21 protein-coding genes and 1 pseudogene are annotated in these 25,160 nt (G+C 75.5%); 12 read left to right on the top strand and 10 right to left on the bottom strand.

From position 1 onward, the window contains the following. Positions 1-36 precede the first annotated feature (36 nt). The 3 genes from ccrA to ACZ6ZT_RS24320 all read right to left on the bottom strand — a co-directional run bounded on the left by ccrA (position 37) and on the right by ACZ6ZT_RS24320 (position 4,647). Entirely contained in the window at positions 37-1,374 is a 1,338-nt protein-coding gene (gene ccrA, locus ACZ6ZT_RS24330) for a crotonyl-CoA carboxylase/reductase (protein WP_469721982.1), read from the bottom strand. Positions 1,375-1,796: 422 nt separating this feature from the next. Beyond that, complete coding sequence (locus ACZ6ZT_RS24325; protein ID WP_469721981.1) at positions 1,797-2,663, bottom strand: TetR family transcriptional regulator; 867 nt, start codon at positions 2,661-2,663, stop codon at positions 1,797-1,799. A 160-nt stretch (positions 2,664-2,823) separates the two neighbouring features. Further along, complete coding sequence (locus ACZ6ZT_RS24320) at positions 2,824-4,647, bottom strand: 3-hydroxyacyl-CoA dehydrogenase family protein (protein ID WP_469721980.1); 1,824 nt, start codon at positions 4,645-4,647, stop codon at positions 2,824-2,826. Between the two features lie 330 nt (positions 4,648-4,977). On the opposite strand from ACZ6ZT_RS24320, the gene ACZ6ZT_RS24315 reads away from it, so the two are divergent. Further along, complete coding sequence (locus ACZ6ZT_RS24315; protein ID WP_469721979.1) at positions 4,978-5,559, top strand: HEAT repeat domain-containing protein; 582 nt, start codon at positions 4,978-4,980, stop codon at positions 5,557-5,559. A gap of 140 nt (positions 5,560-5,699) precedes the next feature. Here the strand turns inward: ACZ6ZT_RS24315 and ACZ6ZT_RS24310 are convergent, their stop codons facing one another. Both ACZ6ZT_RS24310 and ACZ6ZT_RS24305 read right to left on the bottom strand, forming a co-directional pair. Next, on the bottom strand, positions 5,700-7,283 hold the full coding sequence (locus tag ACZ6ZT_RS24310) for an alpha/beta hydrolase (RefSeq protein ID WP_469721978.1): 1,584 nt from the start codon (positions 7,281-7,283) through the stop codon (positions 5,700-5,702). A 124-nt stretch (positions 7,284-7,407) separates the two neighbouring features. Further along, entirely contained in the window at positions 7,408-8,463 is a 1,056-nt protein-coding gene (locus ACZ6ZT_RS24305; protein ID WP_469721976.1) for an Rv2578c family radical SAM protein, read from the bottom strand. A 151-nt stretch (positions 8,464-8,614) separates the two neighbouring features. On the opposite strand from ACZ6ZT_RS24305, the gene ACZ6ZT_RS24300 reads away from it, so the two are divergent. The 4 genes from ACZ6ZT_RS24300 (at position 8,615) to ACZ6ZT_RS24285 (ending at position 13,519) form a co-directional block, all read left to right on the top strand. After that, positions 8,615-9,058 (top strand): SRPBCC family protein, encoded by a 444-nt coding sequence (locus ACZ6ZT_RS24300; protein ID WP_469721975.1) that lies wholly within the window; start codon positions 8,615-8,617, stop codon positions 9,056-9,058. Positions 9,059-9,239: 181 nt separating this feature from the next. Further along, positions 9,240-10,073 carry a M55 family metallopeptidase gene (locus ACZ6ZT_RS24295; RefSeq protein WP_469721973.1) on the top strand — a complete coding sequence of 278 codons (834 nt, stop codon included), beginning with the start codon at positions 9,240-9,242 and terminating at the stop codon, positions 10,071-10,073. A 103-nt stretch (positions 10,074-10,176) separates the two neighbouring features. Then, the gene (locus tag ACZ6ZT_RS24290) at positions 10,177-11,514 is read left to right on the top strand and encodes a M20/M25/M40 family metallo-hydrolase (RefSeq protein ID WP_469722018.1); all 1,338 of its coding nucleotides are present in this window, start codon (positions 10,177-10,179) and stop codon (positions 11,512-11,514) included. A 10-nt stretch (positions 11,515-11,524) separates the two neighbouring features. Next, on the top strand, positions 11,525-13,519 hold the full coding sequence (locus ACZ6ZT_RS24285; RefSeq protein WP_469721972.1) for a S9 family peptidase: 1,995 nt from the start codon (positions 11,525-11,527) through the stop codon (positions 13,517-13,519). Positions 13,520-13,523: 4 nt separating this feature from the next. Here the strand turns inward: ACZ6ZT_RS24285 and ACZ6ZT_RS24280 are convergent, their stop codons facing one another. Beyond that, on the bottom strand, positions 13,524-14,261 hold the full coding sequence (locus ACZ6ZT_RS24280) for a hypothetical protein (RefSeq protein WP_469722017.1): 738 nt from the start codon (positions 14,259-14,261) through the stop codon (positions 13,524-13,526). Positions 14,262-14,303: 42 nt separating this feature from the next. Between ACZ6ZT_RS24280 and ACZ6ZT_RS24275 the strand changes: the two genes are divergently transcribed. Further along, the gene (locus ACZ6ZT_RS24275) at positions 14,304-14,897 is read left to right on the top strand and encodes a GNAT family N-acetyltransferase (protein ID WP_469721971.1); all 594 of its coding nucleotides are present in this window, start codon (positions 14,304-14,306) and stop codon (positions 14,895-14,897) included. 65 nt (positions 14,898-14,962) lie between these two features. Then, positions 14,963-16,930: a DUF5107 domain-containing protein gene (locus tag ACZ6ZT_RS24270; RefSeq protein WP_469721970.1), complete on the top strand. Its 1,968-nt coding sequence runs from the start codon at positions 14,963-14,965 to the stop codon at positions 16,928-16,930. Between the two features lie 19 nt (positions 16,931-16,949). Here the strand turns inward: ACZ6ZT_RS24270 and ACZ6ZT_RS24265 are convergent, their stop codons facing one another. After that, positions 16,950-17,693, bottom strand: a complete 744-nt coding sequence (locus ACZ6ZT_RS24265; RefSeq protein WP_469721969.1) for a nucleotidyltransferase domain-containing protein — start codon at positions 17,691-17,693, stop codon at positions 16,950-16,952. A gap of 209 nt (positions 17,694-17,902) precedes the next feature. Beyond that, positions 17,903-18,733, bottom strand: coding sequence for a methyltransferase domain-containing protein (locus tag ACZ6ZT_RS24260; protein WP_469721968.1), 831 nt, complete (start codon positions 18,731-18,733; stop codon positions 17,903-17,905). A 190-nt stretch (positions 18,734-18,923) separates the two neighbouring features. On the opposite strand from ACZ6ZT_RS24260, the gene ACZ6ZT_RS24255 reads away from it, so the two are divergent. The 5 genes and pseudogenes from ACZ6ZT_RS24255 to ACZ6ZT_RS24235 all read left to right on the top strand — a co-directional run bounded on the left by ACZ6ZT_RS24255 (position 18,924) and on the right by ACZ6ZT_RS24235 (position 23,424). Beyond that, positions 18,924-19,496, top strand: coding sequence for a TIGR03086 family metal-binding protein (locus ACZ6ZT_RS24255; protein WP_469721967.1), 573 nt, complete (start codon positions 18,924-18,926; stop codon positions 19,494-19,496). 144 nt (positions 19,497-19,640) lie between these two features. Further along, on the top strand, positions 19,641-20,906 hold the full coding sequence (locus ACZ6ZT_RS24250) for an aminotransferase class I/II-fold pyridoxal phosphate-dependent enzyme (protein ID WP_469722016.1): 1,266 nt from the start codon (positions 19,641-19,643) through the stop codon (positions 20,904-20,906). A 43-nt stretch (positions 20,907-20,949) separates the two neighbouring features. Further along, positions 20,950-22,044 (top strand): MBL fold metallo-hydrolase, encoded by a 1,095-nt coding sequence (locus ACZ6ZT_RS24245; protein WP_469721966.1) that lies wholly within the window; start codon positions 20,950-20,952, stop codon positions 22,042-22,044. A gap of 110 nt (positions 22,045-22,154) precedes the next feature. Beyond that, positions 22,155-22,571 (top strand): annotated as a pseudogene (locus tag ACZ6ZT_RS24240) (amidase family protein); the annotation flags it as partial. 103 nt (positions 22,572-22,674) lie between these two features. After that, the gene (locus ACZ6ZT_RS24235) at positions 22,675-23,424 is read left to right on the top strand and encodes an amidase family protein (RefSeq protein WP_469721965.1); all 750 of its coding nucleotides are present in this window, start codon (positions 22,675-22,677) and stop codon (positions 23,422-23,424) included. A 284-nt stretch (positions 23,425-23,708) separates the two neighbouring features. On the opposite strand, the gene ACZ6ZT_RS24230 is transcribed toward ACZ6ZT_RS24235, so the two are convergent. Continuing rightward, the gene (locus tag ACZ6ZT_RS24230) at positions 23,709-24,350 is read right to left on the bottom strand and encodes a DedA family protein (RefSeq protein ID WP_469721964.1); all 642 of its coding nucleotides are present in this window, start codon (positions 24,348-24,350) and stop codon (positions 23,709-23,711) included. Further along, positions 24,347-25,123: an MBL fold metallo-hydrolase gene (locus tag ACZ6ZT_RS24225; RefSeq protein ID WP_469721962.1), complete on the bottom strand. Its 777-nt coding sequence runs from the start codon at positions 25,121-25,123 to the stop codon at positions 24,347-24,349. Before ACZ6ZT_RS24225 ends, ACZ6ZT_RS24230 begins: the two co-directional genes overlap by 4 nt. Positions 25,124-25,160: the final 37 nt, after the last annotated feature.

Raw genomic sequence — 25,160 nt, 5'->3', positions numbered from 1 at the left:
TCCCTTTGGCCCTTGAACGATCGGACGTGTCGGCTGTCAGACGTTGCGGAAGCGGTTGATGGCGTCGAGGTGCGTCGCGCGCATCTCGTGGTCGCGGACGCCCAGGCCCTCCTCGGGGGCGAGCGCGAGGACGCCGACCTTGCCCTGGTGGAGGTTGCGGTGGACGTCGTAGGCGGCCTGACCGGTCTCCTCCAGGGAGTAGACCTTCGAGAGGGTGGGGTGGATCTTCCCCTTGGCGATCAGGCGGTTGGCCTCCCACGCCTCGCGGTAGTTGGCGAAGTGCGAGCCGACGATCCGCTTGAGCGACATCCACAGGTAGCGGTTGTCGTACTCGTGGTTGTAGCCGGAGGTGGAGGCGCAGGTGACGATGGTGCCGCCCTTGCGGGTGACGTACACGGAGGCGCCGAAGGTCTCGCGGCCGGGGTGCTCGAAGACGATGTCCACGTCCTCGCCGCCGGTCAGCTCGCGGATGCGCTTGCCGAAGCGCTTCCACTCCTTCGGGTCCTGGGTGTGCTCGTCCTTCCAGAACTTGTAGCCCTCGGCGCTGCGGTCGATGATCGCGGTCGCGCCCATCGCCCGGCAGATGTCGGCCTTCTGCGCGCTGGAGACCACGCAGATGGGGTTGGCGCCGCCGGCCAGCGCGAACTGGGTGGCGTAGGAGCCGAGTCCGCCGCTGGCGCCCCAGATCAGGACGTTGTCGCCCTGCTTCATGCCGGCGCCGTTGCGGGAGACCAGCTGGCGGTAGGCGGTGGAGTTGACGAGGCCGGGGGAGGCGGCCTCCTCCCAGCTCAGGTGGTCCGGCTTCGGCATCAGCTGGTTGGACTTGACCAGGGCGATCTCGGCGAGTCCGCCGAAGTTGGTCTCGAAGCCCCAGATGCGCTGCTCCGGGTCGAGCATCGTGTCGTTGTGGCCGTCGGAGGACTCCAGTTCCACCGAGAGGCAGTGCGCGACGACCTCGTCGCCGGGCTTCCAGGCGTTCACGCCGGGACCGGTGCGCAGCACGACGCCCGCGAGGTCGGAGCCGATGACGTGGTACGGCAGGTCGTGGCGCCGGGTGAGGTCGCTGAGCTTGCCGTAGCGCTCCAGGAAGCTGAAGGTCGACACGGGCTCGAAGATCGACGTCCACACGGAGTTGTAGTTGACCGAGGAGGCCATGACGGCCACCAGGGCCTCGCCCGGACCGAGTTCGGGGACCGGGACCTGGTCGAGGTGCAGGGACTTGCGCGGGTCCTTCTCGCGGGTGGTGAGCCCGGCGAACATCTCCGTCTCGTCCTTGTGCACGGTGATCGCGCGGTACGAGTCGGGGAGCGGCAGGGCCGCGAAGTCGTCGGCGGTGGCTGCCTGCGACTGGATCGCGTCCAGGATGTCCTTCACGGTATTGCCTCCGGCTGAGCGCTGATGAGGGTGCGCTGAGGGATACGCGTTGCGTGCGTGGGAGCGGGTGTGGGGTGGTGCGGGTGCCGTCGGTCCGGCGGGAGCGGTGGTGCGGGGCGCACCCGTGGTGAGGTGCGTGGTGCCTGGTGACGCAGGCATCCGGGGCGCGTTCCGTGCCGTGTGGGCGTGGGCCGCGGGGACATCCGGACGAGATTCAACGTATGGCACCCCGTGTCACTCGACAAGGCACCGCGTGCCAAAACTTTCTCTCATTTGGCTATTGACCTGCGCAGATGAGCGATGATCGATCAGAGTTACCGGCGAGTAGGGGCAACCCGGACAAACGAAACGGCCGCTCCCGGGACGGGAGCGGCCGCTGTGACGTGCGCGACTTCGAGTGCGGTTACCGCGGTGCCTTCTTCCTACTGCTGCGCTTCGCGGTTGTTCCTGAGCGCCTCTTCGATGGTGCGCATGACCTCCTCCAGCGGGGCGTCGGTCCGCGCCACCGCGACCAGCACCTCGCCCTCGGTCCGCACGGCCGCCGGAGCCGCCGGCGCGACGGCGGCGGCGCCCGCACCGGCGCCGAGCGTACGGCCCGCGCCGATCCCGGAGCCGAAGGTCTTGCGGACGATCGAGAAGGCGTGGTCCAGCTGCGCCTCCACGTCCCCCTGGCCGCCCGCCCGCAGCCAGCGCCGCAGCACGTGGTTGTGGGCGGTCACCACCGCCGAGGCGGCCACCTCGGCCAGCAGCGGGTCGTCATTGCCGTCGTGGTGGTCCTGCTCGTCGAAGTGGGCCAGCAGGTAGCGGGTGAACAGCCGCTCGTAGCGGGCCACCGAGGCGATCTCCCGCTCCCGCAGCGCCGGTACCTCGCGGGTCAGCCGGTAACGCTCCACCGACACCGCCGGCGAGGCGGCGTACATCTTCATGACTTCCTTGATCCCCCGGCACACCGTGTCGAGCGGGTGCTCGTGCGCCGGGGCCACGTCCAGGACCGCCTCGGCGCGGGTCAGGGTGTCGTCGTGGTCCGGGAAGATCGCCTCTTCCTTGGACCGGAAATGCCGGAAGAAAGTCCGGCGGGCCACCCCGGCGGTCGCGGCGATCTCGTCGACCGTCGTGGCCTCGTACCCCTTCGTCGCGAACAGCTCCATGGCGGCAGCCGCCAGCTCGCGGCGCATCTTGAGCCGCTGAGCGGCCGCCTTGGTGCCGACCGCGCTCTCCGGGGCATCGGACGCCGTGGCGGCGCGGGGCGAGGTCTTGGCGGGCTGGGACATAGAGCGAAAGTACTTCATTCGCGCGGGGGAGCGCGCCTGTGGGGGGTCGCAGGGGGTCGGATGCGGGGGAGGGCCCGCACTGGGCCCGGGAGGGTGTGTCCGCCGTGAGGGTCCGGCGGACCCGAGCAGCCCTCCCCACGCATCCTGCTCGGGGACCGCGGGATCGGGGGGAGTCCCCTTACCGGCGGGCGTACTCACGGAAACCGCGGCCGGTCTTCCGGCCCAGGCAGCCCGCCGCCACCAGGTGCTCCAGCAGCGGGGACGGGGCCAGACCCGGATCGCGGAACTCCTGGTGGAGGACCTTCTCGATGGCCAGGGACACGTCCAGGCCGACGACGTCGAGGAGCTCGAAGGGCCCCATCGGGTACCCGCCGCCCAGCTTCATCGCGGCGTCGATGTCGTCGAGGGTCGCGTAGTGCTGCTCGACCATCTTGATGGCGTTGTTCAAGTACGGGAACAGCAGCGCGTTCACGATGAAGCCCGCCCGGTCCCCGCAGTCCACGGGGTGCTTGCGGACCTTGACGCAGACCTCCCGGACCGTGGCGTGCACGTCGTCGGCCGTCAGGACCGTCCGGACCACCTCGACCAGCTTCATCGCCGGCGCCGGGTTGAAGAAGTGCATGCCGATCACGTCCTGCGGCCGGGCCGTGGCCCGGGCGACGGCGATCACCGGCAGCGAGGAGGTGGTGGTGGCCAGCACCGCGCCCGGCTTGCACACCTTGTCCAGCCCCGCGAACAGCTCCTGCTTGACGGCCAGGTCCTCGGCGACGGCCTCCACGGCCAGGTCCACCTCGGCGAAGGCCTCCAGCGAACCGGCCGGGGTGATCCGGCCCAGGGTCAGCGCGGCGGCCTCCTCGGTCAGGCGGCCCTTGGACACCGCACGGCCCAGGGACTTCCCGATCGCGGCCTTCGCGGCCCCGGCCTTCTCCAGGCTGCGCGCGGCCAGCACCACGTCGTAGCCGGCCTGCGCGAAGACCTGGGCGATACCGCTCGCCATCGTCCCCGAGCCGGCCACGCCGACGGAGGCGACCGGGCGGCCGGAGCCCAGCAGCGAACCGTCGAGGGGGGTCTGCAGGTCACGGACGACCACGGAGCTGCCCGGGGCCTCGTACGTGTAGAAGCCGCGGCCCGACTTCTGCCCGGTCAGCCCGGCCTCCGCGAGGTGGCCGAGGATCGGCGCCGGGGCGTGCAGCCGGTCGCCGGAGGCGGCGTACATGGCCTCCAGCACGGTGCGCGCGGTGTCCACGCCGATCAGGTCGAGCAGCGCGAGCGGGCCCATCGGCAGGCCGCAGCCCAGCCGCATCGCCGCGTCGATGTCCTCGCGGGAGGCGTACTTGGCCTCGTACATCGCGGCGGCCTGGTTGAGGTAGCCGAAGAGCAGGCCGTCCGCGACGAAACCGGGCCGGTCGCCCACCGCGACGGGCTGCTTGCCCAGCTCGCGGGCCAGTTCGGTGACGGCCTCGACGGCCGGCGGGGCGGTCAGCACGCAGGAGACGATCTCGACGAGCTTCATCGCCGGCGCCGGGTTGAAGAAGTGCAGGCCCAGCACCCGCTCGGGGCGCAGCGACTCGGCGGCGAGCCGGGTCACCGACAGGGCGTTGGTGCCGGTGGCGAGGATGGTGTCGGGGCGGACGATCGCGTCGAGCTCGTCGAAGAGGCGGTGCTTGAGGTCGTAGTCCTCCGGGACCACCTCGATGACGAGGTCCGCGTCGGCGGCGGCGCCGAGTTCGGTGAAGGTGCGCAGGCGCGCCAGCACCGCCCCGCGCTCCTGCTCGGTGAGCCGGCCCCGGGCGACGGAGCGGGCGGTGGCCGCGGCGAGGGAGGCGGTCGCCCGGCGGGCGGCGGCCTCGCTGACGTCGATGCCGATGACCTCGCGGCCGCCCCGGGCGAGGACCTCGGCGATGCCGGAGCCCATCGTGCCGAGGCCGACGACGGCGATGGTGCGGGGACTGCTGGACGGGGCGGGCTGACCGGACTGACCGGACGTGGACGGAAGGTCCATCGCGGGACTCCAGTGGAAGAGGGTGACGGCTGAGGGCGCGGCGCGCGGTGCACGGGGCGCGGCCGGAAGCGGCATGCGGAGAGGAAACGCATGGCATGCCCGAAGAGGCGCGGAGAGCGGCGGACCCTGTCCCGGGGCCACGCCGTACGAAAGGGCAGCGCGAGCTGCCGCGGTACCTGGGTACCGGACCGACGGCACGGGGCGGCTGCGTCACCAGGCCGGTCCCGTACGTGATGAAGCGAGCGTAACCCGTCGGTAACCGCTTGGCCAGAGCCGGGGAGATGTGACGTACACCGCCCGCCCGTCACGCGTACCGCCTAGGGTGGGCCCGTGAACGACGTGCTGGAGCGCCTGCGGGCCGAGGCTGCCGGATCGCCGCGGGACGCGGATCTGTACGCGGAGCTCCTGGTGGCGGGCCCCGACGCGCTGGCCGCGTCGCTGACCTCGGCCGGCCGGCCGCTGTGGGCCCGCGAACTGGCCGCGTACCGGCTCGGGATGGCGGGGGACCGGCGCGCCTTCGAGCCGCTGGTGCTGCTGCTCAACCACCGCGACCCGGCCCGCTGCGAGGCCGCCGCGCAGGCCCTCGCCGTCCTCGGGGACCCCCGTACCGCCCGCGCGGCGGCGGCCCTGGCGACGAACGCCCTGCGCACCGCCTACGCCCTGCACCCGGTCCGGCTGCTGGCCGCGCTGCGGGCCCCCGAGTCGGCGCCCGCGCTGATCGCCACCCTGGCACGGCTGCTCGCGCCGCACGACCCGTACTGGCGGGTGGCCCTGGCCTGCGTCGAGGGGCTCGGCGCGCTGGCCGACCCGAGCGCCCGCGACGTCCTGGTCCGCGCCCGGTCGCACCCCCGGCTGGCGGTGGCGGCCACCGAAGCCCTCGGCCGCCTGCTGGCGGGCCACCCGGACGCGTAGCCGGGGGACGCGGGACCGGCCCGGCCGCCCGTGCTCACTCCGCGGCGACCGGGAGGACCGCGAACGCCTCGACCTCCAGCAGCAGTTCGGGCCGGAACGGACGAGGTCAGGTCATGTGCGCGTTCCTGCCGGGGCGGCGGTCAGCCGCGGAACCCCAGCAGGCCGTGCAGGGCGGCCCCGCCGGCCGAAGGCGGCACCGCGCGGGTCGCGGTGGTCGGCTTCGGGGCGGGCTGGGCGGGGCAGGAGGCGTCCGCCGCCCGGCCCGTCAGCAGGTACGCGGCGAGCTTTTCGTCCAGGCACTTGTTGCCGCTCAGGACGACGCCGTGGTTGCCGCCGCCCTCCTCGCGCACCAGCGCCGAGCCCGCCAGCCGGCGCTGCATGCCCACCGCGCCCTCGTACGGGGTGGCCGCGTCCTCGGTCGCCTGGAACAGCAGCGCCGGGGGCAGCTCGGTGTTCGTCACGTCCGGCGCCTTGAGCGGCTCGGTCTTCCAGAACGCGCACGGTGCGTTGTACCAGGCGTTGTTCCAGGTCATGAAGGGCGCCTTGGCGTGCGTGCGCCACATGTCGGCCCGCCACAGGTTCCAGTTCCGGGGCCACGCCGAGTCCCGGCACTGCACTGCCGTGTACACGCTGTAGCTGTTGCCCGCCGAGGGCTCCACCGCCCCGAACCGCTCGTACGCCGCCACCAGCGGCTTGGCCTCCCCGCGCACCGCGTACGCCGAGAAGGCCTCGGCGAGGGCCGGCCAGTAGCCGTCGTAGTAGCCGCCCGGCATGTAGGTGTCCTCCAGCTCGGCCGGACCGACCTTCCCGCCCGCCGGAGCCGACCGCAGCGCCTCGCGCACCGCGTACCAGCGCTCCTCGACGCGGGCCGGGTCGGTGCCCAGGTGGTAGGTGGAGTCGTACTGGGCCACCCAGGCCAGGAACGCCTTGTGGCGGGCGTCGAAGGCCTGGTCCTGGGCGAGGTTGTCCTCGTACCAGACCCCGCCCGGGTCGACCACGGAGTCCAGCACCAGGCGGTGCACCCGCCGCGGGTACAGCCGGGCGTACACCGCGCCCAGGTAGGTCCCGTAGGAGTAGCCGAAGTAGCTGAGGCGCTCGGCGCCCACGGCGGTGCGCAGCACCTCCAGGTCGCGGGCGGCGGAGACGGTCCCCACGTACGGGAGCACGTCGGCGTGCCGGCTCTGGCAGGACTCGGCGAAGGCCCGCACCCGGTCCAGGTTGGCCCGCTCGGTCGCCGCGTCCCGAGGCACCGAGTCGGGTCGCACCGGAGCGAAGTGGCCGGCCCCGCAGTCCAGCGCGGGTTCGCTCTTGCCCACCCCGCGCGGGTCGAAGCCGATCACGTCGTACTGGCCGGCCACGTCCTTGGGCAGGGCGGAGGCGACGAACCCGGCCAGGGTGCGCCCGCTGCCGCCCGGCCCGCCCGGGTTGACGAGCAGCGGGCCCTGGAAGGTGGCGGAGGTGTGCGGGACCCGGGTCAGGGCCAGCGAGATCTGCCGCCCGGCCGGCCGGTCGTGGTCGAGCGGGACCTTGAGGGAGGCGCACTGCAGCGTCGGGAAGCGGGGGGTCGCGCAGCGGGTCCAGGCCAGGGGCGCGGCGGCGCGGGCGGCGGCCGGGGCGGGCACCGGGGCCGCGGTGACGGGGCTCGCGAGCGCGGCGGCGACGGTGGACAGCGACAGCAGGACGGCGGCGCGCTTCTTCAGGGGGTGCGGAACGGGGTGCAGCATGGGGCCTCCCAGCCGAGGGTTCTGGGCGGAATCGTCCCGGAAACCGTGGCGGGAAGACGGCATTGGGCGGCCTATTGGCCCGATGTGATGACCCCTCGGGCGGCGGGTCCGGCCGACGGGGTGATCACAGCAGGGTGAGCTGCGTCGGCCCGGCGGGCGCCGGATCCGCCGGACGCTCCGGCAGGACGACCGCGCGCGCCGCCCCGCGCCCCGCCGGACCGATGCCGAATTCGGCGGCGAGTTCGTGGACTTGGCGGGTGATCCGGCGCTGGTACCAGGTCGGCGCGTACGAGCCGTCCGCGTACAGGCGTGCGTACCGTTCGACCAGGTCGGGGTGATGCCGCTCCAGCCAGGCGGTGAACCACTCCCGCGCCCCGGGCCGCAGATGGAGTACCAGGGGTGTCACGGAGGTGGCCCCCGAGGCGGCGACAGCGCGGACGGTGTCGCGCAGCTGCTCCGGGCTGTCGCCGAGGAAGGGGATCACCGGGGCCATCAGCACCCCGCACTCGATGCCCGCGTCGGTGAGGGTCCGTACGGCGGCCAGCCGGGCGGCGGGGGAGGGGGTGCCGGGCTCCACCGTGCGCCACAGGGCGGTGTCGGTGAACCCGGCCGACACGGAGATCCCGACGTCGGTGGCGGCGGCGGCCCGCCGCAGCAGGGGCAGGTCGCGCAGGATCAGCGTGCCCTTGGTGAGGATCGAGAACGGGTTGGCGCGCTCGGTCAGCGCCTCGATGATCCCCGGCATCAGCCGGTAGCGGCCCTCGGCGCGCTGGTAGCAGTCGACGTTCGTGCCCATCGCGATGTGGGCGCCGCCCCAGCGGGCCGCGCCCAGCTCCCGGCGCAGCAGCTCCGGCGCGTTGACCTTGACCACGATCTGGGAGTCGAAACCGATCCCGGTGTCGAGGTCGAGGTAGGCGTGCGTGTTGCGGGCGAAACAGTAGACACAGGCGTGGCTGCACCCCCGGTAGGGGTTGACGGTCCATTCGAACGGCATCCGCGAGGCACCGGGGACCCGGTTGACGATCGACCGCGCGCGGACCTCGTGGAAGGTGATCCCCCGGAACTCGGGGGTGTCGAAGGTGCGGGTGACGACGGATTCCGCGCCGAAGAGCGCGGGCGGCCCGCCGGGCCGCCCCTCGCCGGCCGCCTTCGGGTCCTCGGTCAGATGGTTCCAGCGCATGACGCCGCCTTTCGCTCGCCCTCCGACCGAGAATAGAACAAACGTTCCCATGATCGTGCGGAGCCGTTTCCGCGACCCCGGATTTGGGCGCCCGTCCCGGAGGTGGTTGGCTTGCCGCCGACGAGCGAGAACGACTGCTGGAGGAACAGGTATGGCGCAGGTCGAGGCCACCACGGAGCGCATCATCGGGGCCGACGCGGAGACCGTGTTCGACACGCTCGCCGACTACAACGGAGCCCGGCCCAAGCTGCTCCCCGAGCACTTCAGCGAGTACGAGGTGCGCGAGGGCGGAGACGGCGAGGGCACCCTCGTCCACTGGAAGCTCCAGGCCACCAGCAAGCGCGTCCGGGACTGCCTGCTGGAGGTCACCGAGCCCACCGACGGCCAGCTGGTGGAGAAGGACCGCAACTCCTCCATGGTCACCACCTGGACCGTGACCCCGGCGGGCGAGGGCAAGTCCAAGGTCGTGGTCAGCACCGTCTGGAACGGCGCCGGCGGCGTCGGCGGGTTCTTCGAGCGCACCTTCGCCCCCAAGGGCCTCGGCCGCATCTACGACACCGTCCTCGCGAACCTCGCGCGGGAAGTCGAGGCCTGAGCAACGCCGTTGCCCCGGCCCCGCGCGGGGCGGCTCACCGGATCGGGTGGATTCACCGGCCCCGGTGAGCCGCCCCGCCGGAGGTCTGGCGGACCGCCCGCGCACCCGGGCGTGGCCCCGGGCCGGGAGGGAGCCGGGCGGTTAGGGTGGGGCTCCGCGACCCGACGCACCGGGGGGCCCGATGAAGATCCTCATCTCCGCCGACATGGAAGGCGCCACCGGCGTCACCTGGCCCGCCGACGTGCTGCCGGGGACCGCGCAATGGGAACGCTGCCGGGCCATGTTCACCTCCGACGTGAACGCCGCCGTCCTCGGCCTCTACGACGGCGGCGCCGACCAGGTCCTCGTCAACGAGGCGCACTGGACCATGCGCAACCTGCTGCTGGAGCGGCTCGACGCCCGCGCCGAGATGCTCACCGGCCGCCACAAGTCCCTCTCCATGGTCGAGGGCGTACAGCACGGCGACGTCGACGGGATCGCCTTCGTCGGCTACCACACCGGCGCCGGGGCCGAGGGCGTCCTCGCCCACACCTACCTCGCCAACTCCATCACCGGGGTCTGGCTCAACGGCCTGCGCGCCAGCGAGGGACTGCTCAACGCGCACGTCGTCGCCGAGTACGGGGTCCCCGTCATCCTCGTCACCGGGGACGACCTGACCTGCGCCGACGCCCTCGCCTACGCCCCCGACGCGCGCACCGTCGCCGTCAAGGACCACGTCTCGCGCTACGCCGCCGTGTGCCGCACCCCCGCCCGTACCGCCGCCGACATCCGCGCCGCCGCCACCGAGGCGGTCAAGCTCGCCGTCCGGCACGAGCCGGTGCGGGGCGGACCGTTCGCGGTGGAGGTGGAGTTCGACGCCGAACACCTCTCCATGGCCGCCACCGTGGTCCCCGGAGTCGAACGCTGCGCCGAGCGCCGGATCGCGTACACCAGTGGGACCATGTACGAGGGGATCCGGACCTTCAAAGCCGTCACGACGGTCGTCTCGGCGGCCGTGGAGGAGCAGTATGGCTGACATGCGATGGATGGACGGCGAGGGTGAGGGCGAAGGCCACGGCGGCGCGGGCGCGGCCCCCGGGGGCCTGGCCGCGGCGGGCGCGCATCCAGCGGGCGTGGCTGTGGCCGGGGCGCCCGGCGGGTCCCTCGACGCGGCCGCCTTCGAGGAGGTCGTCGCCTTCACCTCCGACCTGATCCGGATCGACACCAGCAACCGGGGCGGCGGCGACTGCCGGGAACGGCCCGCCGCCGAGTACGTGGCCGAGCGCCTCGCCGGCGCCGGGCTGGAGCCGGTCCTGCTGGAGCGCACCCCGGGCCGCACCAACGTGGTGGCCCGCGTCGAGGGCACCGACCCCACCGCCCCCGCCCTGCTCGTCCACGGCCACCTCGACGTGGTCCCCGCCGAGGCCGCCGACTGGAGCGTGCACCCCTTCTCCGGCGAGGTCCGCGACGGGGTGGTCTGGGGCCGCGGCGCGGTCGACATGAAGAACATGGACGCGATGGTGCTGGCCGTCGTACGGGCCTGGGCGCGCCACGGCGTACGGCCGCGCCGGGACATCGTCATCGCCTACACCGCCGACGAGGAGGACAGCGCCGTCGACGGCTCCGGCTTCCTCGCCGACCACCATCCCCACCTCTTCGAGGGCTGTACGGAGGGCCTCGGCGAATCCGGCGCCTTCACCGTGCACACCGGACCCGGACGGGCCCTCTACCCGGTCGCCGCCGGCGAACGCGGCACCGCCTGGCTGAAGCTGACCGCGCGCGGCACCACCGGACACGGCTCCAAACCCAACCGGGCCAACGCCGTCAGCCGGCTCGCCGCCGCCGTCGCCCGGATCGGCGACCACGCGTGGCCGGTCCGGCTCACCGCCACCACCACCGCCTGCATCGCCGAACTCGCCGCCCTCCAAGGCCTGACGGCCGACCCGGAGGCACCCGGCTTCGACCTCGACGAGGTCCTCGGCGCGCTCGGACCCGCCGCCGCCCTGGTCGAGGCGACCGTCCGCAACAGCGCCAACCCGACCATGCTGGAAGCCGGTTACAAGCTGAACGTCATCCCCGGCCACGCCACCGCGTACGTCGACGGGCGCACCCTGCCCGGCGGCGAGGCCGAGTTCGCCGCCACCCTCGACGAACTCACCGGCCCCGACGTCGAGTGGGAGTTCCACCACCGTGAAGTGGCCCTGGAGGCCCCCGTGGACGGACGGACGTACGCGGTCCTGCGCGAGGCCGTCGAGCACTTCGACCCCGACGGGCACGTGGTCCCCTTCTGCATGGCCGGCGGCACCGACGCCAAGCAGTTCTCCCGGCTCGGCATCACCGGCTACGGTTACTCCCCGCTCAAGCTGCCGCCCGGCTTCGACTACTGGGCCCTCTTCCACGGCGTCGACGAGCGGGTCCCCGTCGACGCCCTGCACTTCGGCGTCCGCGTCCTCGACCGCGCGCTGCGCACCCTGTGAAGGCCCCGCGTTGACCACTCCCTCCGGCCTGGACGGCCCCTACGGCAGCTGGCCTTCACCGATCGACGCCGCGCTCGCCGCCGCCCACGACGGGCGCCCCGAGTACGTGGGCACCGTCGGCGCCGAGGTCTGGTGGACGGAGCCGCGCCCCCGCGAGGGCGGCCGCCGCACCCTCGTACGCCGCCCCGCCGACGGCCGGGCCGCCCGCTCGGTGCTGCCCGCGCCGTGGAACGTCCGCAGCCGCCTCACCGAGTACGGAGGCCTGCCCTGGGCGGGCGCCGAACGCCCCTCCGGGGGACCGCTCGTGGTGTTCGTCCACCACGCCGACCAGCGGCTGTACGCCTACGAACCCGACGCCCCCGGCAACCCCGGACCGCGCCCCCTCACCCCGCTCTCCGCGGTCGGCGGCGGCCTGCGCTGGGCCGATCCGGTGCTGCGCGGCGGCGAGGTCTGGTGCGTCCTGGAGGAGTTCACCGGCCCCGCCCCCGCCGACGTGCGCCGCGTCGCCGCCGCCGTCCCCCTCGACGGGTCGGCCGCCGCGGACCGCTCCGCCGTCCGGGAGCTCACCGACGACCGCCACCGCTTCCGGACCGGCCCCAAGCCCTCCCCGGACGGGCGGCGCGCCGCCTGGCTGGTGTGGGACCACCCCCGGATGCCCTGGGACGGCACCGAGCTGCAACTCGCCGACATCGCCCCCGACGGGACCCTCGGCACCCCCCGCACGGTGCTCGGCGGCCCCGAGGAAGCCGTCGCCCAGGTGGTGTGGGCGGCCGACGGGAGCCTGCTCGCGGTCAGCGACCGCAGCGGCTGGTGGAACCCGTACCGGGTCGACCCGGACGGCGGCGGGGCCGTCAACCTGTGCCCCCGCGAAGAGGAGTTCGGCGGCCCGCTGTGGAAACCGGGGCTGAGCTGGCTCGCCCCGCTGCCCGACCGGCTGCTCGCCGTCCTGCACGGCCAGGGCGCGAGCGTCCTCGGCGTCCTCGACCCGGACAGCGGGGACCTCGTCGACGCCGCCGGGCCCTGGACGGCCTGGCAGCCCGCGCTGGCCGTCAGCGGCACCCGCGTCTACGGCGTCGCCGCCAGCCCCCGCAGCGCCTACGAGGTCGTCGAGCTGGACACCGTCACCGGCCACACCCGCATCGTGGGCGCCCGCGCCACCGATCCCGTCGACCCCGCCCACTACCCCGAACCGCAGACCCGGACCTTCCCCGGCGCCGGCGGCCGGGAGGTGTACGCCCACGTCTACCCGCCGCACCACCCCGCCCGGCGGGCGCCCGCCGACGAGCTGCCCCCGTACGTGGTGTGGGCGCACGGCGGGCCCACCGACCACGTGCCCCCCGTACTCGACCTGCACATCGCCTACTTCACCTCGCGCGGCATCGGCGTCGTGGAGGTCAACTACGGCGGGTCCAGCGGCTACGGGCGCGCCTACCGCGAGCGGCTGCGCGAACAGTGGGGCGTGGTCGACGTCGAGGACTGCGCCGCCGTCGCCCGCACGCTGGCCGCCGAGGGCACCGCCGACCCGGCCCGCCTCGCCATCCGGGGCGGCAGCGCGGGCGGCTGGACGGCCGCCGCCTCCCTGGCCGCCACCGACGTGTACGCCTGCGCGGCCATCATCTACCCGGTCCTCGACCTGCTGGGCTTCGCCGCCGAGACCCACGACCTCGAATCGCATTACCTGGACGCCCTGGCCGGACCCCCGCCGGCCCTGGCCGTGCGCTCCCGCGAACGCTCCCCGGTGTCCCGGGCCGACCGGATCACCGCCCCCTTCGTCCTGCTCCAGGGCCTGGAGGACCCGGTCTGCCCGCCCGCCCAGGCCGAACGGTTCCTGGCCGCCCTGCGCGGCCGGGGGATCCCGCACGCGTACCTCGCCTTCGAGGGCGAGGGCCACGGCTTCCGGCGCGCGGAGACGATGGCGCGCGCCCTGGAGGCGGAACTCTCCCTGTACGCGCAGGTGTTCGGCTTCACCCGGGACGACGTCCCGCGCCTGGAGCTGCGCGGCTGACGGGTCAGGCGGTGTGCAGCCAGACGCGGAGGGGGCCCAGCGGGACGAAGCCGGCGCGCAGGGCCGCCGCCAGGTCCTCGCCGTGCTCGTAGCCGACCACCGGCAGGCCGGGCCAGCGGGCCGCGACCGCGTCCAGGACGGCCGCCCAGGCCGCGTCGGCCGCGTCCGTCCCGGGGCCGTCCGGGGCGAACAGGTTGGACACGCCGACGACCCCGGCCGCGGCGCTCGCGACGGCGCCCGCGACGACGCCGCCCCCGCTGCGGCCCGCCAGGAAGACGAGATCGCGGGCCAGGAGGTCCGGCCGGAACGGGCCGTCGGCGTCCGTGCCGTTCGCGTCGGCCTGGGCGCCCGCGCCGGCCTCGCCGCTCCAGGCCGTGCGCCAGGCCGCCAGCTCATCGGGCGTCCGGACCGCCGACCACTCCGGGCCCGTGGCCGCCGGCCGGCCGGCCGGTCCCGCCGGGCGGTGGATCCACTCCGCCTCGAACAGCACCTCGAAGCCCGCCGGAGCCAGGTCGAGCGAGGCGAAGCTGTCCTTCACCGAGCAGCCGGGGGAGACGGTGTCGATCCCGGCCAGCACCTCGGCGGCCGAGGCGTGCGGGGTGAGGGACACCGCGTCGGGGTAGAGCGGCGGGGTGCGCCGCGCGCTGCTCCAGACGGTGTCGGAGAACGCGCCGCCGCGGCAGACGGCGTCGCACCACTCGGCGTTGTTGCGCGCGGCGGCGCGGAGCAGGTCCGGGATCATGATCACAGGCGGGGATGCTGCCACACCGCCTAGCCTGGGGCGATGGAATATTCCGGGTACCTCGTCACGGGCCGTCGGGTCGGCCTGTCCCCCTACCGCTCCGCCGACGGGCCGGAGTTCACCGCCCGCGCCCGCGAGAGCCGCGCCCTGCACCACCCCTGGCTGTCCCCGCCCACCACCCTCGACGCGTACGGGCCCTACGCCGCCCGGTTCGCGGAAGGCGGCGGACGCGCCGGGTTCCTCGTGCGCGAGCTCGACGGCGGCGGCCTCGCCGGATTCGTCAACGTCAACAACATCGTCCACGGCGCCTTCCAGTGCGGAGCGCTCGGCTACGGGGCCTTCGCGCACGCCGCCGGGCGCGGCCTCCTCGGCGAGGCACTCGACCTGGTCCTCACCCACGCCTTCACCCCGCGCGAGCGCGGCGGCCTCGGGCTGCACCGGCTGGAGGCGAACATCCAGCCCGGCAACACCGCCTCCCTCCGGCTCGTCCGGGGCCGCGGCTTCCGGCTGGAGGGGCTGTCCCCCGACTTCCTCCACGTGAACGGGGCCTGGCGGGACCACGAACGCTGGGCCGTGACGGCGGACATGCGTACGGACGACCGACCGGCCGGCCCCGCCCCGGGGGCCTTTGCGTAATCCTGACCGGTGGTGATGCGCGGAACCCCTGTGCACGGGCCGGGGCGGAGTGTTCCATTTCCCTCATGGCCACCACCGTCCGACGTGCCCTACTGACCCTCCCGGCCGCCCCGTTGGGTCCCGACAACCCCCTCCCCGCCCTGCGCGCACCCGACGGGGTGCACGAGCTCGACGAGCGTTCCCGCCACGGGCTGCCGCGCGACATGGCCCGGCAGGTCGGGCACGAGCCGCTGCGCTCGCTGCTGCCCGTCCGCCTGCGTGACGGGTACGGACGCGAGCGCGCGGAGCGGGAGTTCGAGGCGGTCGTCCTGGACAACGGCCGGCTGCGCGTCACGGTGCTGCCGGAGCTCGGCGGCCGGATCCACTCCCTCGTCCACCTCGCGAGCGGACGCGAACTCCTCTACCGCAACCCGGTGTTCCAGCCCGCCAACTTCGCCCTCAACGGCGCCTGGTTCTCCGGTGGCATCGAATGGAACATCGGCGCCACCGGACACACCACCCTCTCCTGTGCCCCGCTGCACGCCGCCCTCGTGCCCGCCCCCGACGGCGGTTCCATGGTGCGGCTGTGGGAGTGGGAGCGGCTGCGCGACCTGCCCTTCCAGGTGGACCTGTGGCTGCCCGCCGACTCCGACTTCCTGTACGTCGGCGTCCGGATCCGCAATCCGCACGAGCGGCCCGCGCCCGTCTACTGGTGGTCCAACACCGCCGTCCCCGAGGACCCGGGCACCCGCGTCCTCGCCCCCGCCGAGGAGGCCTGGCACTTCGGGTACGAGCGCGCCCTGCGCCGCGTCCCGGTGCCCCGCTGGGAGGACGCCGACCGCACGTATCCGCTGGGCAGCGCCCATCCCGCCGACTTCTTCTACGAGGTCCAGGACGAGGACCGGCCCTGGATCGCCGCGCTCGACGCCGACGGGCACGGCCTGGTGCAGGCCTCCACCCGCCTGCTGCGCGGCCGCAAGCTGTTCGTGTGGGGCGCGGGCGCGGGCGGCCGCCGCTGGCAGGAGTGGCTCACCGCGCCGGGCACGGGCGGCTACGCCGAGATCCAGGCCGGGCTGGCCCGCACCCAGCTGGAACACGTACGCCTGGAGGCCGGGGCGGAGTTCAGCTGGCTGGAGGCCTACGGGCCGCTCTCCGCGGACCCCTCGGCGGTGCACGGCGAGGACTGGACGGCGGCTCGGGGGGCGGCCGGGGCGGCCCTCGACGCCGCACTGCCGGCCGTCGCGCTGGAGACGGCGTACGAGGCGTGGCGCGGGCACGCCGACACCGAGCCGGGGGAGCGGCTGGCCGCGGGCTCGGGCTGGGGCGCGCTCGAAGTGCTGTGCGGGGGCTTCGAGCTGCCCGGTACCCCCTTCCCGGAGTCCACCCTCGGGGAGGCCCAGCAGCCGTGGGCGCACCTGTGGCGCACCGGGGTGTTCCCCACCCCGCGCAAGGTGGTGCCGCCCGGGGAGGCGCTGGTCGCCCCGCACTGGCGGGACATGCTGGAGACCGCTCCGGCCGACCCGCTGACCGAGTACCACCTGGGCGTGGCCCAGTGGCACGCGGGCGACCGGGCCCAGGCCGTACGCAGCTGGGAGCGCGGGCTGTCGCTGGCGCCCTCGCGATGGCCGCTGCTGCGGGCCCTGGCGGTGGCCGACGAACTGGCCGGGTACCGCGAACGGGCCGCCGACCGCTACGCGGAGGCCTTCGACGACCTCGCGCAGGAGAGCCGGGGCGGCGAGCGCTGGGCGGCGGCCGAGTCCGCGCTCGGGCGGGAGGCGATGACCGCGCTGCTCGCCGCCGGACGCCTGGCGGCGGCCCGCGCGGTCTGGGAACGGCTCCGGCCCGTGCTGCGCGAGCAGGGCCGCTTCCGGCTGCTCGCCGCCCGGCTGCTGGCGGCGGAGGGGCACGTGGGCGCGGCCCGCCGGCTCTTCGAGGACGGCTTCGAACTCCCCGACCTGCGCGAGGGCGAGGAAACCCTGTCCGAGACCTGGGCCGCCCTCACGGACGCCCCCCTCCCGGCGGCCTACGACTTCCGCATGCGCCCCCCGCGCTGACGCGCCCCGGCGATGGTCGTCAGGCCGGGCCGGCGGCGAGCGCCTCGATGACCCCGTGCCAGCTCCGGCGGTAACCCTCGCGCAGGGGACCGCCGACCAGGGCGAGAACCTGAGCGGCCGCCCCGGCCAGGCCCGCCGGCTCCCCCGACCCGCACACGCGCCGATGCCCTTCGAGAAGAGCCGCACCGAGCCGACCGTCCGTCTCCAGCAGGCGCCGGGGAAGCCACTTGCCGCTGCCGGCCCAGGCGCGGTGGTGGTCGAAGAGCAGGTCGGCCGAGGCGTCGAGTACGACGGCCGCCACCGCGAGGCGCTCGAAGGGGTCGTCCGCGTCGGTGAGGTCGTCCAGGGCGTCCGTCAGCCCGTACCGCCGGTTCTCGACCGTCCGCGCGTCCAGCCGGGGCGGCCCGGCGCGCAGGTCTCGCCCGGCGAGGGTGCGGGCCCGGCGGCCCGCGCCGTCCCGATCGGCCAGTACGAGGCCGTCGGCGTACACGTGCTGCAGGACCGCGCGCCGGCCGGCGACGTCGGCCGCGAAGAGCTCGGCGAGCCCGGCCCGGGTGTGGACGAAGAACTCCACGACCCGGCCCTCGAACCGGACCGTCTCGCGGCAGGTCTCGCCGTCGTCACCGACCAGCACGGCGATGTCGAGGTCGCTGGTCGCGGTGGCCCGGCCGGCGACCGTGGAACCGGCGAGTACGACGGCCAGCGCATCGGGGAAGCGGTCGCGGGTGAGACGTCGAGCCTGGTCGACGGGGTCCGGGGTCATGCGGGGCACCCTCGCACGCCGGAGGGCGGACGATCAACGGGTTTCGCCGGAGCGGGCGGTGGCCCGGCGGCTCCGGTTCCGGCGGCCCGGCGCGCGGCCCGGACCAGCGGATCCGGCCGCCCAGCGGCCACAGCGGTGGTTCCGTCTCCCAGGCCCCGGCCCCGGCGGGTCCGGGTTTCCGCTCGCCACCGCCCCGGCCGTGTCCGCCGTCAGGCGCGGCAGAGCAGTTCGCCGTTCAGGACCGAGAACCAGGCGTCGGGGTGGGCGCCCCAGGTGTGCCAGGCGTCGGCGATGGCGGTCAGGCCGTCGGCCGTCGCGTGGCCGCCGCGGACGGCGATGTCCGCGTAGGCGGAGGCCGTCGTCCGCTCCGCCCACAGCGCCGACCACCAGGCGGTCTCCTCGGGGGCGGCGTAGCACCAGGCGGTCGCCGTGCAGGTGACGTCCGTGAAGCCGGCCTCCCGCGCCCAGGCGCGCAGCCGCCGTCCGGCGTCCGGTTCGCCGCCGTTGGCCCGGGCGACCTTCCGGTACAGGGCCTGCCACTCGTCCAGTGCCGGCGCGGCCGGGTACCAGGTCATCGCCGCGTAGTCGGCGTCCCGTACCGCCACGATCCCGCCCGGCCGGCACACCCGGCGCATCTCGCGCAGCGCCCGTACCGGATCGCCGACGTGCTGGAGCACCTGGTGGGCGTGGACCACGTCGAAGGAGTCGTCGGGGAAGTCCAGCGCGTGGACGTCCGCCACCGCGAAGTCCACCGACCCGGCCGCCCCGCGTTCCGCGAGGTGGGCCGCGGCCTGCTCCAGGACGTCCGCCGCCGCGTCGACGGCCGTGACCCGGCCGCCGGGGGCCACCAGCTCCGCCAGGTCCGCCGTGATGGTGCCCGGGCCGCAGCCCACGTCCAGCAGCCGCATGCCCGGCCGCAGGGCCGGGACCAGGTAGGCCGCCGAGTTGGCGGCGGTGCGCCAGCGGTGCGAGCGCAGCACCGATTCATGGTGGCCGTGCGTGTAGACGGCGCTCTCGCGCGCCGGCCTCGGGTCGTTCATGGCGGGACTCCTCGATGTCGGGAAGCGTGGTGATCACCGTAGCGGGGATGTTCGGTGGATGAGATACGCGTATTGATATGTGGACAGTCCGCTTCTCTCCCAAGGGCGGTCGGCCGGTCGGTGGCAGGGGCGGGAGGGGGCGAGGACAGTGGGCCCCAGGGGGATCCGAGCACGGAGGACGGTGAGAGCCATGCCGGAGACGCTGCTCGAACAGCACGCCGCGGCGCTGCGGCTGTTCGGCGAGCGGGTGCGGGAGGTCGGGGACGACCGGTGGGACGCGCCGACGCCCTGCACCGAGTGGACCGTGCGGGACCTGGTCGCCCACGTGACCGGCGAACAGCTCTGGATCCCGCCCCTGCTCACCGAGGGCCGCACGGTGGCGGACGTGGGCGACGCCCTCTCCGGCGATCCGCTCGGCGCGGACCCGGTCACCGCCTGGGACCGGGCCTCGGCCGCCGCCCTCGACGCCTTCGCCGAGCCGGGCGCGCTGGAGCGGACCGTGGCGCTGTCGTACGGGCCCACGCGCGGGTCCGCGTACTGCTCGGAGCTGATCACCGACTGCGTCGTGCACACCTGGGACCTCGCGCGGGCGATCGGCGCGGACGAGGAGCTGCCCGACGGGCTGGTGGAATTCGCCCTCAAGGAGGTCATGCCGTACGCCGACACCCTCGCGGCGAGCGGGATGTTCGTCGCGCCGCTGGACTTCCCCGCCGGGGCGAACGCGCAGACCCGGCTGCTGGCGCTGGTCGGGAGGCGGGGCTGAGAGGGCGCTCGGAGGGGTAGGCCCGGGAAGGGGTCGACGGACGCCGCTGGACGGGCATCGCGGGGCACATCATCGTATAAAGGTCACGGCTGGTCGGTCGGCGTGGCAGTGGTGGCGGCAACGGGAGGCGGACGCGTGGCGGGGATGGCGGAAGGGCGACTGGCCGGAGCCGGAGCCGGAGCATCCGGAGCGTGGCGCTCCGCCGCGCAGGGGCGCGGCCCCGTCCGCTACGGTCCCCCCGGACCCCCGCCCGGCCTGCCCGTGCTGCCCGAGCTGGCCGCCGTCCTCGCCGGAGCCGCCGGGCGGGCCGCCCCCGAGCCCCCGGGCGGCGGACCGGCCGTACACGAGGCCGCCTGCCGCTACTGGGCCCGGCGCGGGCTCGCCACCGCCCCCGAGAACGTCGCCGCCGGACCCGGCGCGCCCGCCCTGCTGCTGGCCCTGCTCGGCGCGTACGGCGGCGACGTGCTGCTGCCCCGGCCCTGTCCCGCCTGGTGGACCCCGCAGGTCCGGCTGCTGGGACGGCGGGCCTACCACGTGCCCACCCCGGCGGAGTGCGGGGGCATCCCCGACCCGTACGCCCTGCTGGAGACCGTCCGGCGGGTCCGGGCCGAGGGCGGCGACCCCCGCGTCCTGCTGCTGTCGGTCGCCGACGACCCCACCGCGACCGTGCCGCCGCCGGAAATGCTGCGCGAGGCCTGCGAGGCGGCGGAGTCCGCCGGGCTGTTCGTGGTCAGCGACGAGAGCTGGCGCGACACCGTCCACCGGCCCCACGACACCCTGGTGCTGAGCCCCGCCGAGATGCTCCCCGAGCAGGCCGCCGTCCTGGTCGACCTGTCCGGCGCGCTGCTGCCGGCCGGCTGGCCCGCCGCCGTCGTCCGCTTCCCCGGCACCCCGCGCGGCACCTGGCTGCGGGCCCGCACCCTCGACGTCCTCACCGCCACCGGCGCCGCGGTCGCCGGCCCCGTCGCGGCAGCCGCCGCGCACGCCCTCGACGAACCCGACGCCGTCGCGGGACGCGCGTACGCGGCCGCCGCCCTGCACGGCGCGGTCGCCGCCGCCGCCCACCGGGAACTGCTGGCCGCCGGGGCCCTGGCCCGGCCGCCGCAGGCCGGCCGCCACCTGTACGCCGACCTGACCCCGCTGCGCGCCGGGCTGGCCCGGCACGGCGTCGGCGACGCGATGGAGCTGGAGGACTGGCTCGGCGCCCGGCTGGGCGCGCCCACCCCCGGCGGCCAGCGGTTCGCGGACGAACTGGGCGCGCCACGCGTGCGGTTGTCGACCGGCCCGCTGCTCGGCGCCACCCCGGAGGAACGCCTGGCCGCGCTCGGGTCCCGCGAACCGCTGGCGCTGCCGCACGTCCGGGACGCGCTGGACCGGCTCGGCTCGGTGCTCGCCGGCCTGGCCGACTGACCCGCCCCCGCCCGAACCGGCCGCCCCTGAACGGAGACTCCCGATGAGGGACCAGACGGACGCCCCCGCCCCGCCCGCCGCCGCACCGGCCCCCGCCGCGCCCGCTCCCGTCCCGCCGGGCCCCGCCGCCCGCCCCGCACCCGCCCCGGGGACCGGCGGGACGCGGACCCTCGGGGAGGTACGGGTGTGGCCGCGGTCGTTCGCGGACCGGCTGACCACCCCGCTGCCCGGTGTCCGGGCCTTCGCGCGCCTCGCCCGCGAGGGGGCGTTCCGGCCCGGTCCCGACGGGCTGCGCGGGATCCCCGACCTGCCGTACGAGCCCGCCCCGCTGCCCGCCGCGTCCCCGGGCGCCGTCTGCGTCACCTGGGCCGGACACGCCAGCTGGGTCCTGCGGGCCGGCGGGCTGACGGTGCTCACCGATCCGGTCTGGTCCCGGCGCATCCTCGGCACCCCGGCCCGGATGACCCCCGTCGGGGTGCCCTGGGAGGATCTGCCGCCCGTCGACGCGGTGGTGATCAGCCACAACCACTACGACCACCTCGACGCCCCCACCCTCAGGCGGCTGCCCCGCCACACCGCCCTCTTCGTCCCCGCCGGGCTCGCCCGCTGGTGCCGCCGCCGCGGCTTCACCCGGGTCACCGAGCTCGACTGGTGGGAGTCCGCCGAACTGGGCGGCGTACGCTTCGAGTTCGTGCCGGCCCACCACTGGTCCAAGCGCTCGCTGCTGGACACCTGCCGGACCCTGTGGGGCGGCTGGATCCTGACCGACAGGGCGAACGGCCACACCGTCTACTTCGCGGGCGACACCGGGTACGGCCACTGGTTCGGGGAGATCGGCCGCCGCCACCCCGGGATCGACCTCGCCCTGCTGCCCATCGGGGCCTACGCCCCGCGCTGGTGGCTCCGCGACGTGCACGCCGACCCGGAGGAGGCCGTCCGGGCCTGCCGCGACCTCGGCGCCCGCCGGATGGCCCCGATGCACTGGGGCGCCTTCGTCCTGTCCGCCGAACCGGTCACCGAACCCCTGCACCGCGTTCGCGCCGCCTGGGCCCGCGCCGGGCTGTCCCGCGAGGACCTCTGGGACCTCCCGATCGGCGGCTCCCGGGAGTTCGGCGGCCGGGAGTTCGGCGCCCGGTGAGGACTCCGCACGCCGTGCGGGGGTCCCTTTCCCGGACGTCCGTCCGTCGATAGCCTGCTCGCCCCCACCCACCCGGAGCGGAAGGCGCGTACGTGGACGACAGTGAGCTGATGTTCCTGGGAGCCGCCCGGCAGGCCGCACTCGTACGCGCCGGCGAGGTCACCGCGCGGGCGCTCACCGAGGCCTCACTGCGCCGGATCGAGCGGCTCGACCCCGGCCTCGGCGCCTTCCGGGTCGTGCTCGGCGCCCGGGCGCTGGCGGAGGCCGACGCCCGCGACGCCGCCCGCGCGGCCGGGGAGGACCTCCCGCTGCTCGGCGTCCCCGTGGCCGTCAAGGACGAACTGGACGTCGCCGGAGAGGTCACCACCTTCGGCGGCGCCGCCAACCGCACCCCGGCCGCCCGCGACTGCGAGTCGGTGCGCCGGCTGCGGGCGGCCGGAGCGGTGATCGTGGGGAAGACGACGATGCCGGAATTCGGGCAGTGGCCCTTCACCGAGTCGGCGGCCCACGGCTACGCCCGCAACCCCTGGGACACCTCCCGCACCCCCGGCGGCTCCAGCGGCGGCAGCGCCGCGGCGGTCGCGGCCGCCGCCTGCTGCGGCCTGTTCGGCCTCAAACCGCAGCGCGGCCATGCTGGACAGTGCCCTGCTCTACGACGTCCTCAGCGGCCCGGCCCCCGGGGACCGCTGGGCGGCCCGCCCCGCCGCGACCGGCTTCGTCCGGGCGGCCACCACCGAGCCCGGCCGGCTGCGGATCGGCTGGTCCGCCCGGCCCGCGGCGCCAGGCGTACGCCTGCACCCGGAACACCTGGAGGCCCTGCGCGAAACCGTCCGGACCCTGCGCGCCCTGGGCCACGACGTCCGGCGGACCGACCCCGGCCTCCCCGACACCACCGCCGCCTTCCTCCCCCAGTTCTACGGGGGCGTACGCGCCGAGGCCCTGACCGTCGAGCACCCGGAGCTCCTGGAGCGGCGGACCCGGCAAACCGTACGGGCCGCCCGGTTGGTGCCCGAGGCCGTCGTGGAGCGGGCGGTCCGGGCGGGGGAGCGGATGGCCGTACGCGCCAACCGGGTCTTCGACCGCGTCGACCTGCTGCTCACCCCGACGCTGGCCGGCCGGCCCCGGCGGGTGGGCGCCCTCGACGGCCGGGGCATGGCGGGGGCGATGCTCCGCTCGCGCCCGATGATCGCCTACACCGCCCTGTGGAACGTCACCGGCAACCCGGCGGCGTCCGTCCCGGCCGGCTTCGGTACGGACGGCCTGCCGCTCGCCGTCCAGCTGGTGGGCCGGGAGCACGCCGAGCCCACGCTCCTCCAGGTCGCCGCCCAACTCGAAGCCACCCACCCCTGGACCACCCGCCGCCCACCGGCCTCCGCCTGACGCCCGGGTGCGCCCGCGGCCTGATGCCCCTGGTGCGCTTGCGGCCTGACGCCCCGGTGCGCTTGCGGCCTGGTGCCGGGTCCGCCTGCGGCCTGACGCCGGGGTCCGCCTGCGGCCCGATGCCCCGGGCGCGCCCGCGGCCTGACGCCCTGCTGCGCTTGCGGCCTGATGCCGGGTCCGCCTGCGGCCTGATGCCCCGGGTCCGCCTGCGGCCCGATGCCGGGTCCGCCTGTGCCCTGATGCCCCGGGTCCGTGCGCCCTGACGCCCCCGGGTGCCCGCGCCGCTACCCCGGCGGCGGTTCCGGGCGCAGCCGCCGCCACAGGGCCGGGGCGGCGCTGATCAGCACGGTCAGGGCCACCGCCAGGGCCACGCCCTTCCACGGCTCCGAGAAGAGCGAGCCGCCCAGGATCCCGATCAGCCCGTACGTCGCCGCCCAGGCCAGGCACGCCGGGGCGTCCCCCCGGGCGAACCGCCGCAGCGGCATCCCGCTCAGCAGGCAGGCCAGCATCACCGGGATCCGCCCGGCCGGCACCAGCCGCGAGAGGACCAGCACCAGCACCCCGTGCTCGTCCAGCCTCGTCCGCGCGTGCTCCAGCCGCTCCGGCGTGGCCCGCCCGCGCAGCGACTCCAGCCACCGCGAGCCGTTCTTCGACCGCACCCCGCCGCGCCCCAGCCAGTACAGGGCGACGTCCCCGCAGAAGGCCGCCAGGGCCGCCACCCCGCACACCAGCAGCACCCCGAACGGCAACGAGCGCTGATGGAACGCCACCACCGCCGCCGAACTCACCAGCGCCCCCGTCGGGATCACCGGCACCAGGGCCCCCAGTGCCACCAGCACGAACAGCGCCGGGTACCCCACGGCCTGCCGGGTGGTCTCCGGTGTCACCCGGCCGACGACCTCCGCCGCCACCCACCACGGCGTCACGGCAGCCGCACCCGCTCCCCGTGCGCGGGCACCCGTACGGCCACCTCCGGCGCGAGCCGCCGCGCCCACCGGGCGAACTCCTCACCCGGCGCGTGGAACTCGTGCGGCCGGACCGCGTCCATGCCGATCGGCCAGTACGTCCCGTAGTGCACCGGCACCGCCGCCGCCGGCCCCAGCAGCGCCGCCGCCCGCGCCGCCCGCTCCGGGTCCAGATGGCCCGGCCCCAGGTACGGACCCCACCCGCCGACCGGCAGCAGCGCCACGTCCACCGGACCGACCTCCTCCGCCAAGGTGCCGAACAGTCCGGTGTCCCCGGCGAAGTACGTCCGCTCCGAGCCGTGCACCACGTACCCCAGCGCGGGCGCCCGCTCGGGCCCGTACGGCAGCCGCCGCCCGTCGTGCCGGGCGGTGACCGCCCGGATCCGTACGCCCTCCCGTACGCCGACCTCCTCGCCCGCGGCCACCTCCGTCAGCGCCAGCCCCCGGACCCGGGCCAGCCGCGCCAGCCCCGGCACCGCCCGGGGCGCGCCCCGGGGCACCACGAGCCGGGTGCCGGGCGCGAGCCGGGCCAGCGAGGGCAGGTGCAGGTGGTCGGCGTGCAGGTGCGACACCAGCACCACGTCCGCCTCCGCCGCCTCGGGCGGGGGCACCGCCCCGCGCCTGCGCCGCAGATGCGCGAGCCGCCGGGCGAACAGCGGGTCCGTCAGCACCCGTACGCCGGAATCCCGCACCGTGCACGTCGCATGACCCCACCAGGTGATATCCACCGGCACCCCGCACTCCCTCCCTCGGCCCCCGGCACACGGCCCG

The sequence above is a fragment of the Streptomyces sp. NPDC102258 genome, from assembly GCF_055584685.1.
The sequence above is the reverse complement of the archived record's forward strand: the minus strand, read 5'-3'. Positions and strand labels throughout refer to the sequence as shown.

Excerpts from the sequence above, each read along its gene's own strand:
- ACZ6ZT_RS24305 (WP_469721976.1), bottom strand. The coding sequence starts at position 8,463 with ATGCGCTGGAACCATCTGACCGAGGACCCGAAGGCGGCCGGCGAGGGG.
- ACZ6ZT_RS24245 (WP_469721966.1), top strand. The coding sequence starts at position 20,950 with ATGAGGGACCAGACGGACGCCCCCGCCCCGCCCGCCGCCGCACCGGCC.
- ACZ6ZT_RS24280 (WP_469722017.1), bottom strand. The coding sequence starts at position 14,261 with ATGATCCCGGACCTGCTCCGCGCCGCCGCGCGCAACAACGCCGAGTGG.
- ACZ6ZT_RS24270 (WP_469721970.1), top strand. The coding sequence starts at position 14,963 with ATGGCCACCACCGTCCGACGTGCCCTACTGACCCTCCCGGCCGCCCCG.
- ACZ6ZT_RS24275 (WP_469721971.1), top strand. The coding sequence starts at position 14,304 with ATGGAATATTCCGGGTACCTCGTCACGGGCCGTCGGGTCGGCCTGTCC.
- ACZ6ZT_RS24325 (WP_469721981.1), bottom strand. The coding sequence starts at position 2,663 with ATGAAGTACTTTCGCTCTATGTCCCAGCCCGCCAAGACCTCGCCCCGC.
- ACZ6ZT_RS24320 (WP_469721980.1), bottom strand. The coding sequence starts at position 4,647 with ATGGACCTTCCGTCCACGTCCGGTCAGTCCGGTCAGCCCGCCCCGTCC.
- ACZ6ZT_RS24235 (WP_469721965.1), top strand. The coding sequence starts at position 22,675 with ATGCTGGACAGTGCCCTGCTCTACGACGTCCTCAGCGGCCCGGCCCCC.
- ACZ6ZT_RS24255 (WP_469721967.1), top strand. The coding sequence starts at position 18,924 with ATGCCGGAGACGCTGCTCGAACAGCACGCCGCGGCGCTGCGGCTGTTC.
- ACZ6ZT_RS24310 (WP_469721978.1), bottom strand. The coding sequence starts at position 7,283 with ATGCTGCACCCCGTTCCGCACCCCCTGAAGAAGCGCGCCGCCGTCCTG.
- ACZ6ZT_RS24300 (WP_469721975.1), top strand. The coding sequence starts at position 8,615 with ATGGCGCAGGTCGAGGCCACCACGGAGCGCATCATCGGGGCCGACGCG.
- ACZ6ZT_RS24250 (WP_469722016.1), top strand. The coding sequence starts at position 19,641 with ATGGCGGAAGGGCGACTGGCCGGAGCCGGAGCCGGAGCATCCGGAGCG.
- ACZ6ZT_RS24295 (WP_469721973.1), top strand. The coding sequence starts at position 9,240 with ATGAAGATCCTCATCTCCGCCGACATGGAAGGCGCCACCGGCGTCACC.
- ACZ6ZT_RS24265 (WP_469721969.1), bottom strand. The coding sequence starts at position 17,693 with ATGACCCCGGACCCCGTCGACCAGGCTCGACGTCTCACCCGCGACCGC.
- ACZ6ZT_RS24260 (WP_469721968.1), bottom strand. The coding sequence starts at position 18,733 with ATGAACGACCCGAGGCCGGCGCGCGAGAGCGCCGTCTACACGCACGGC.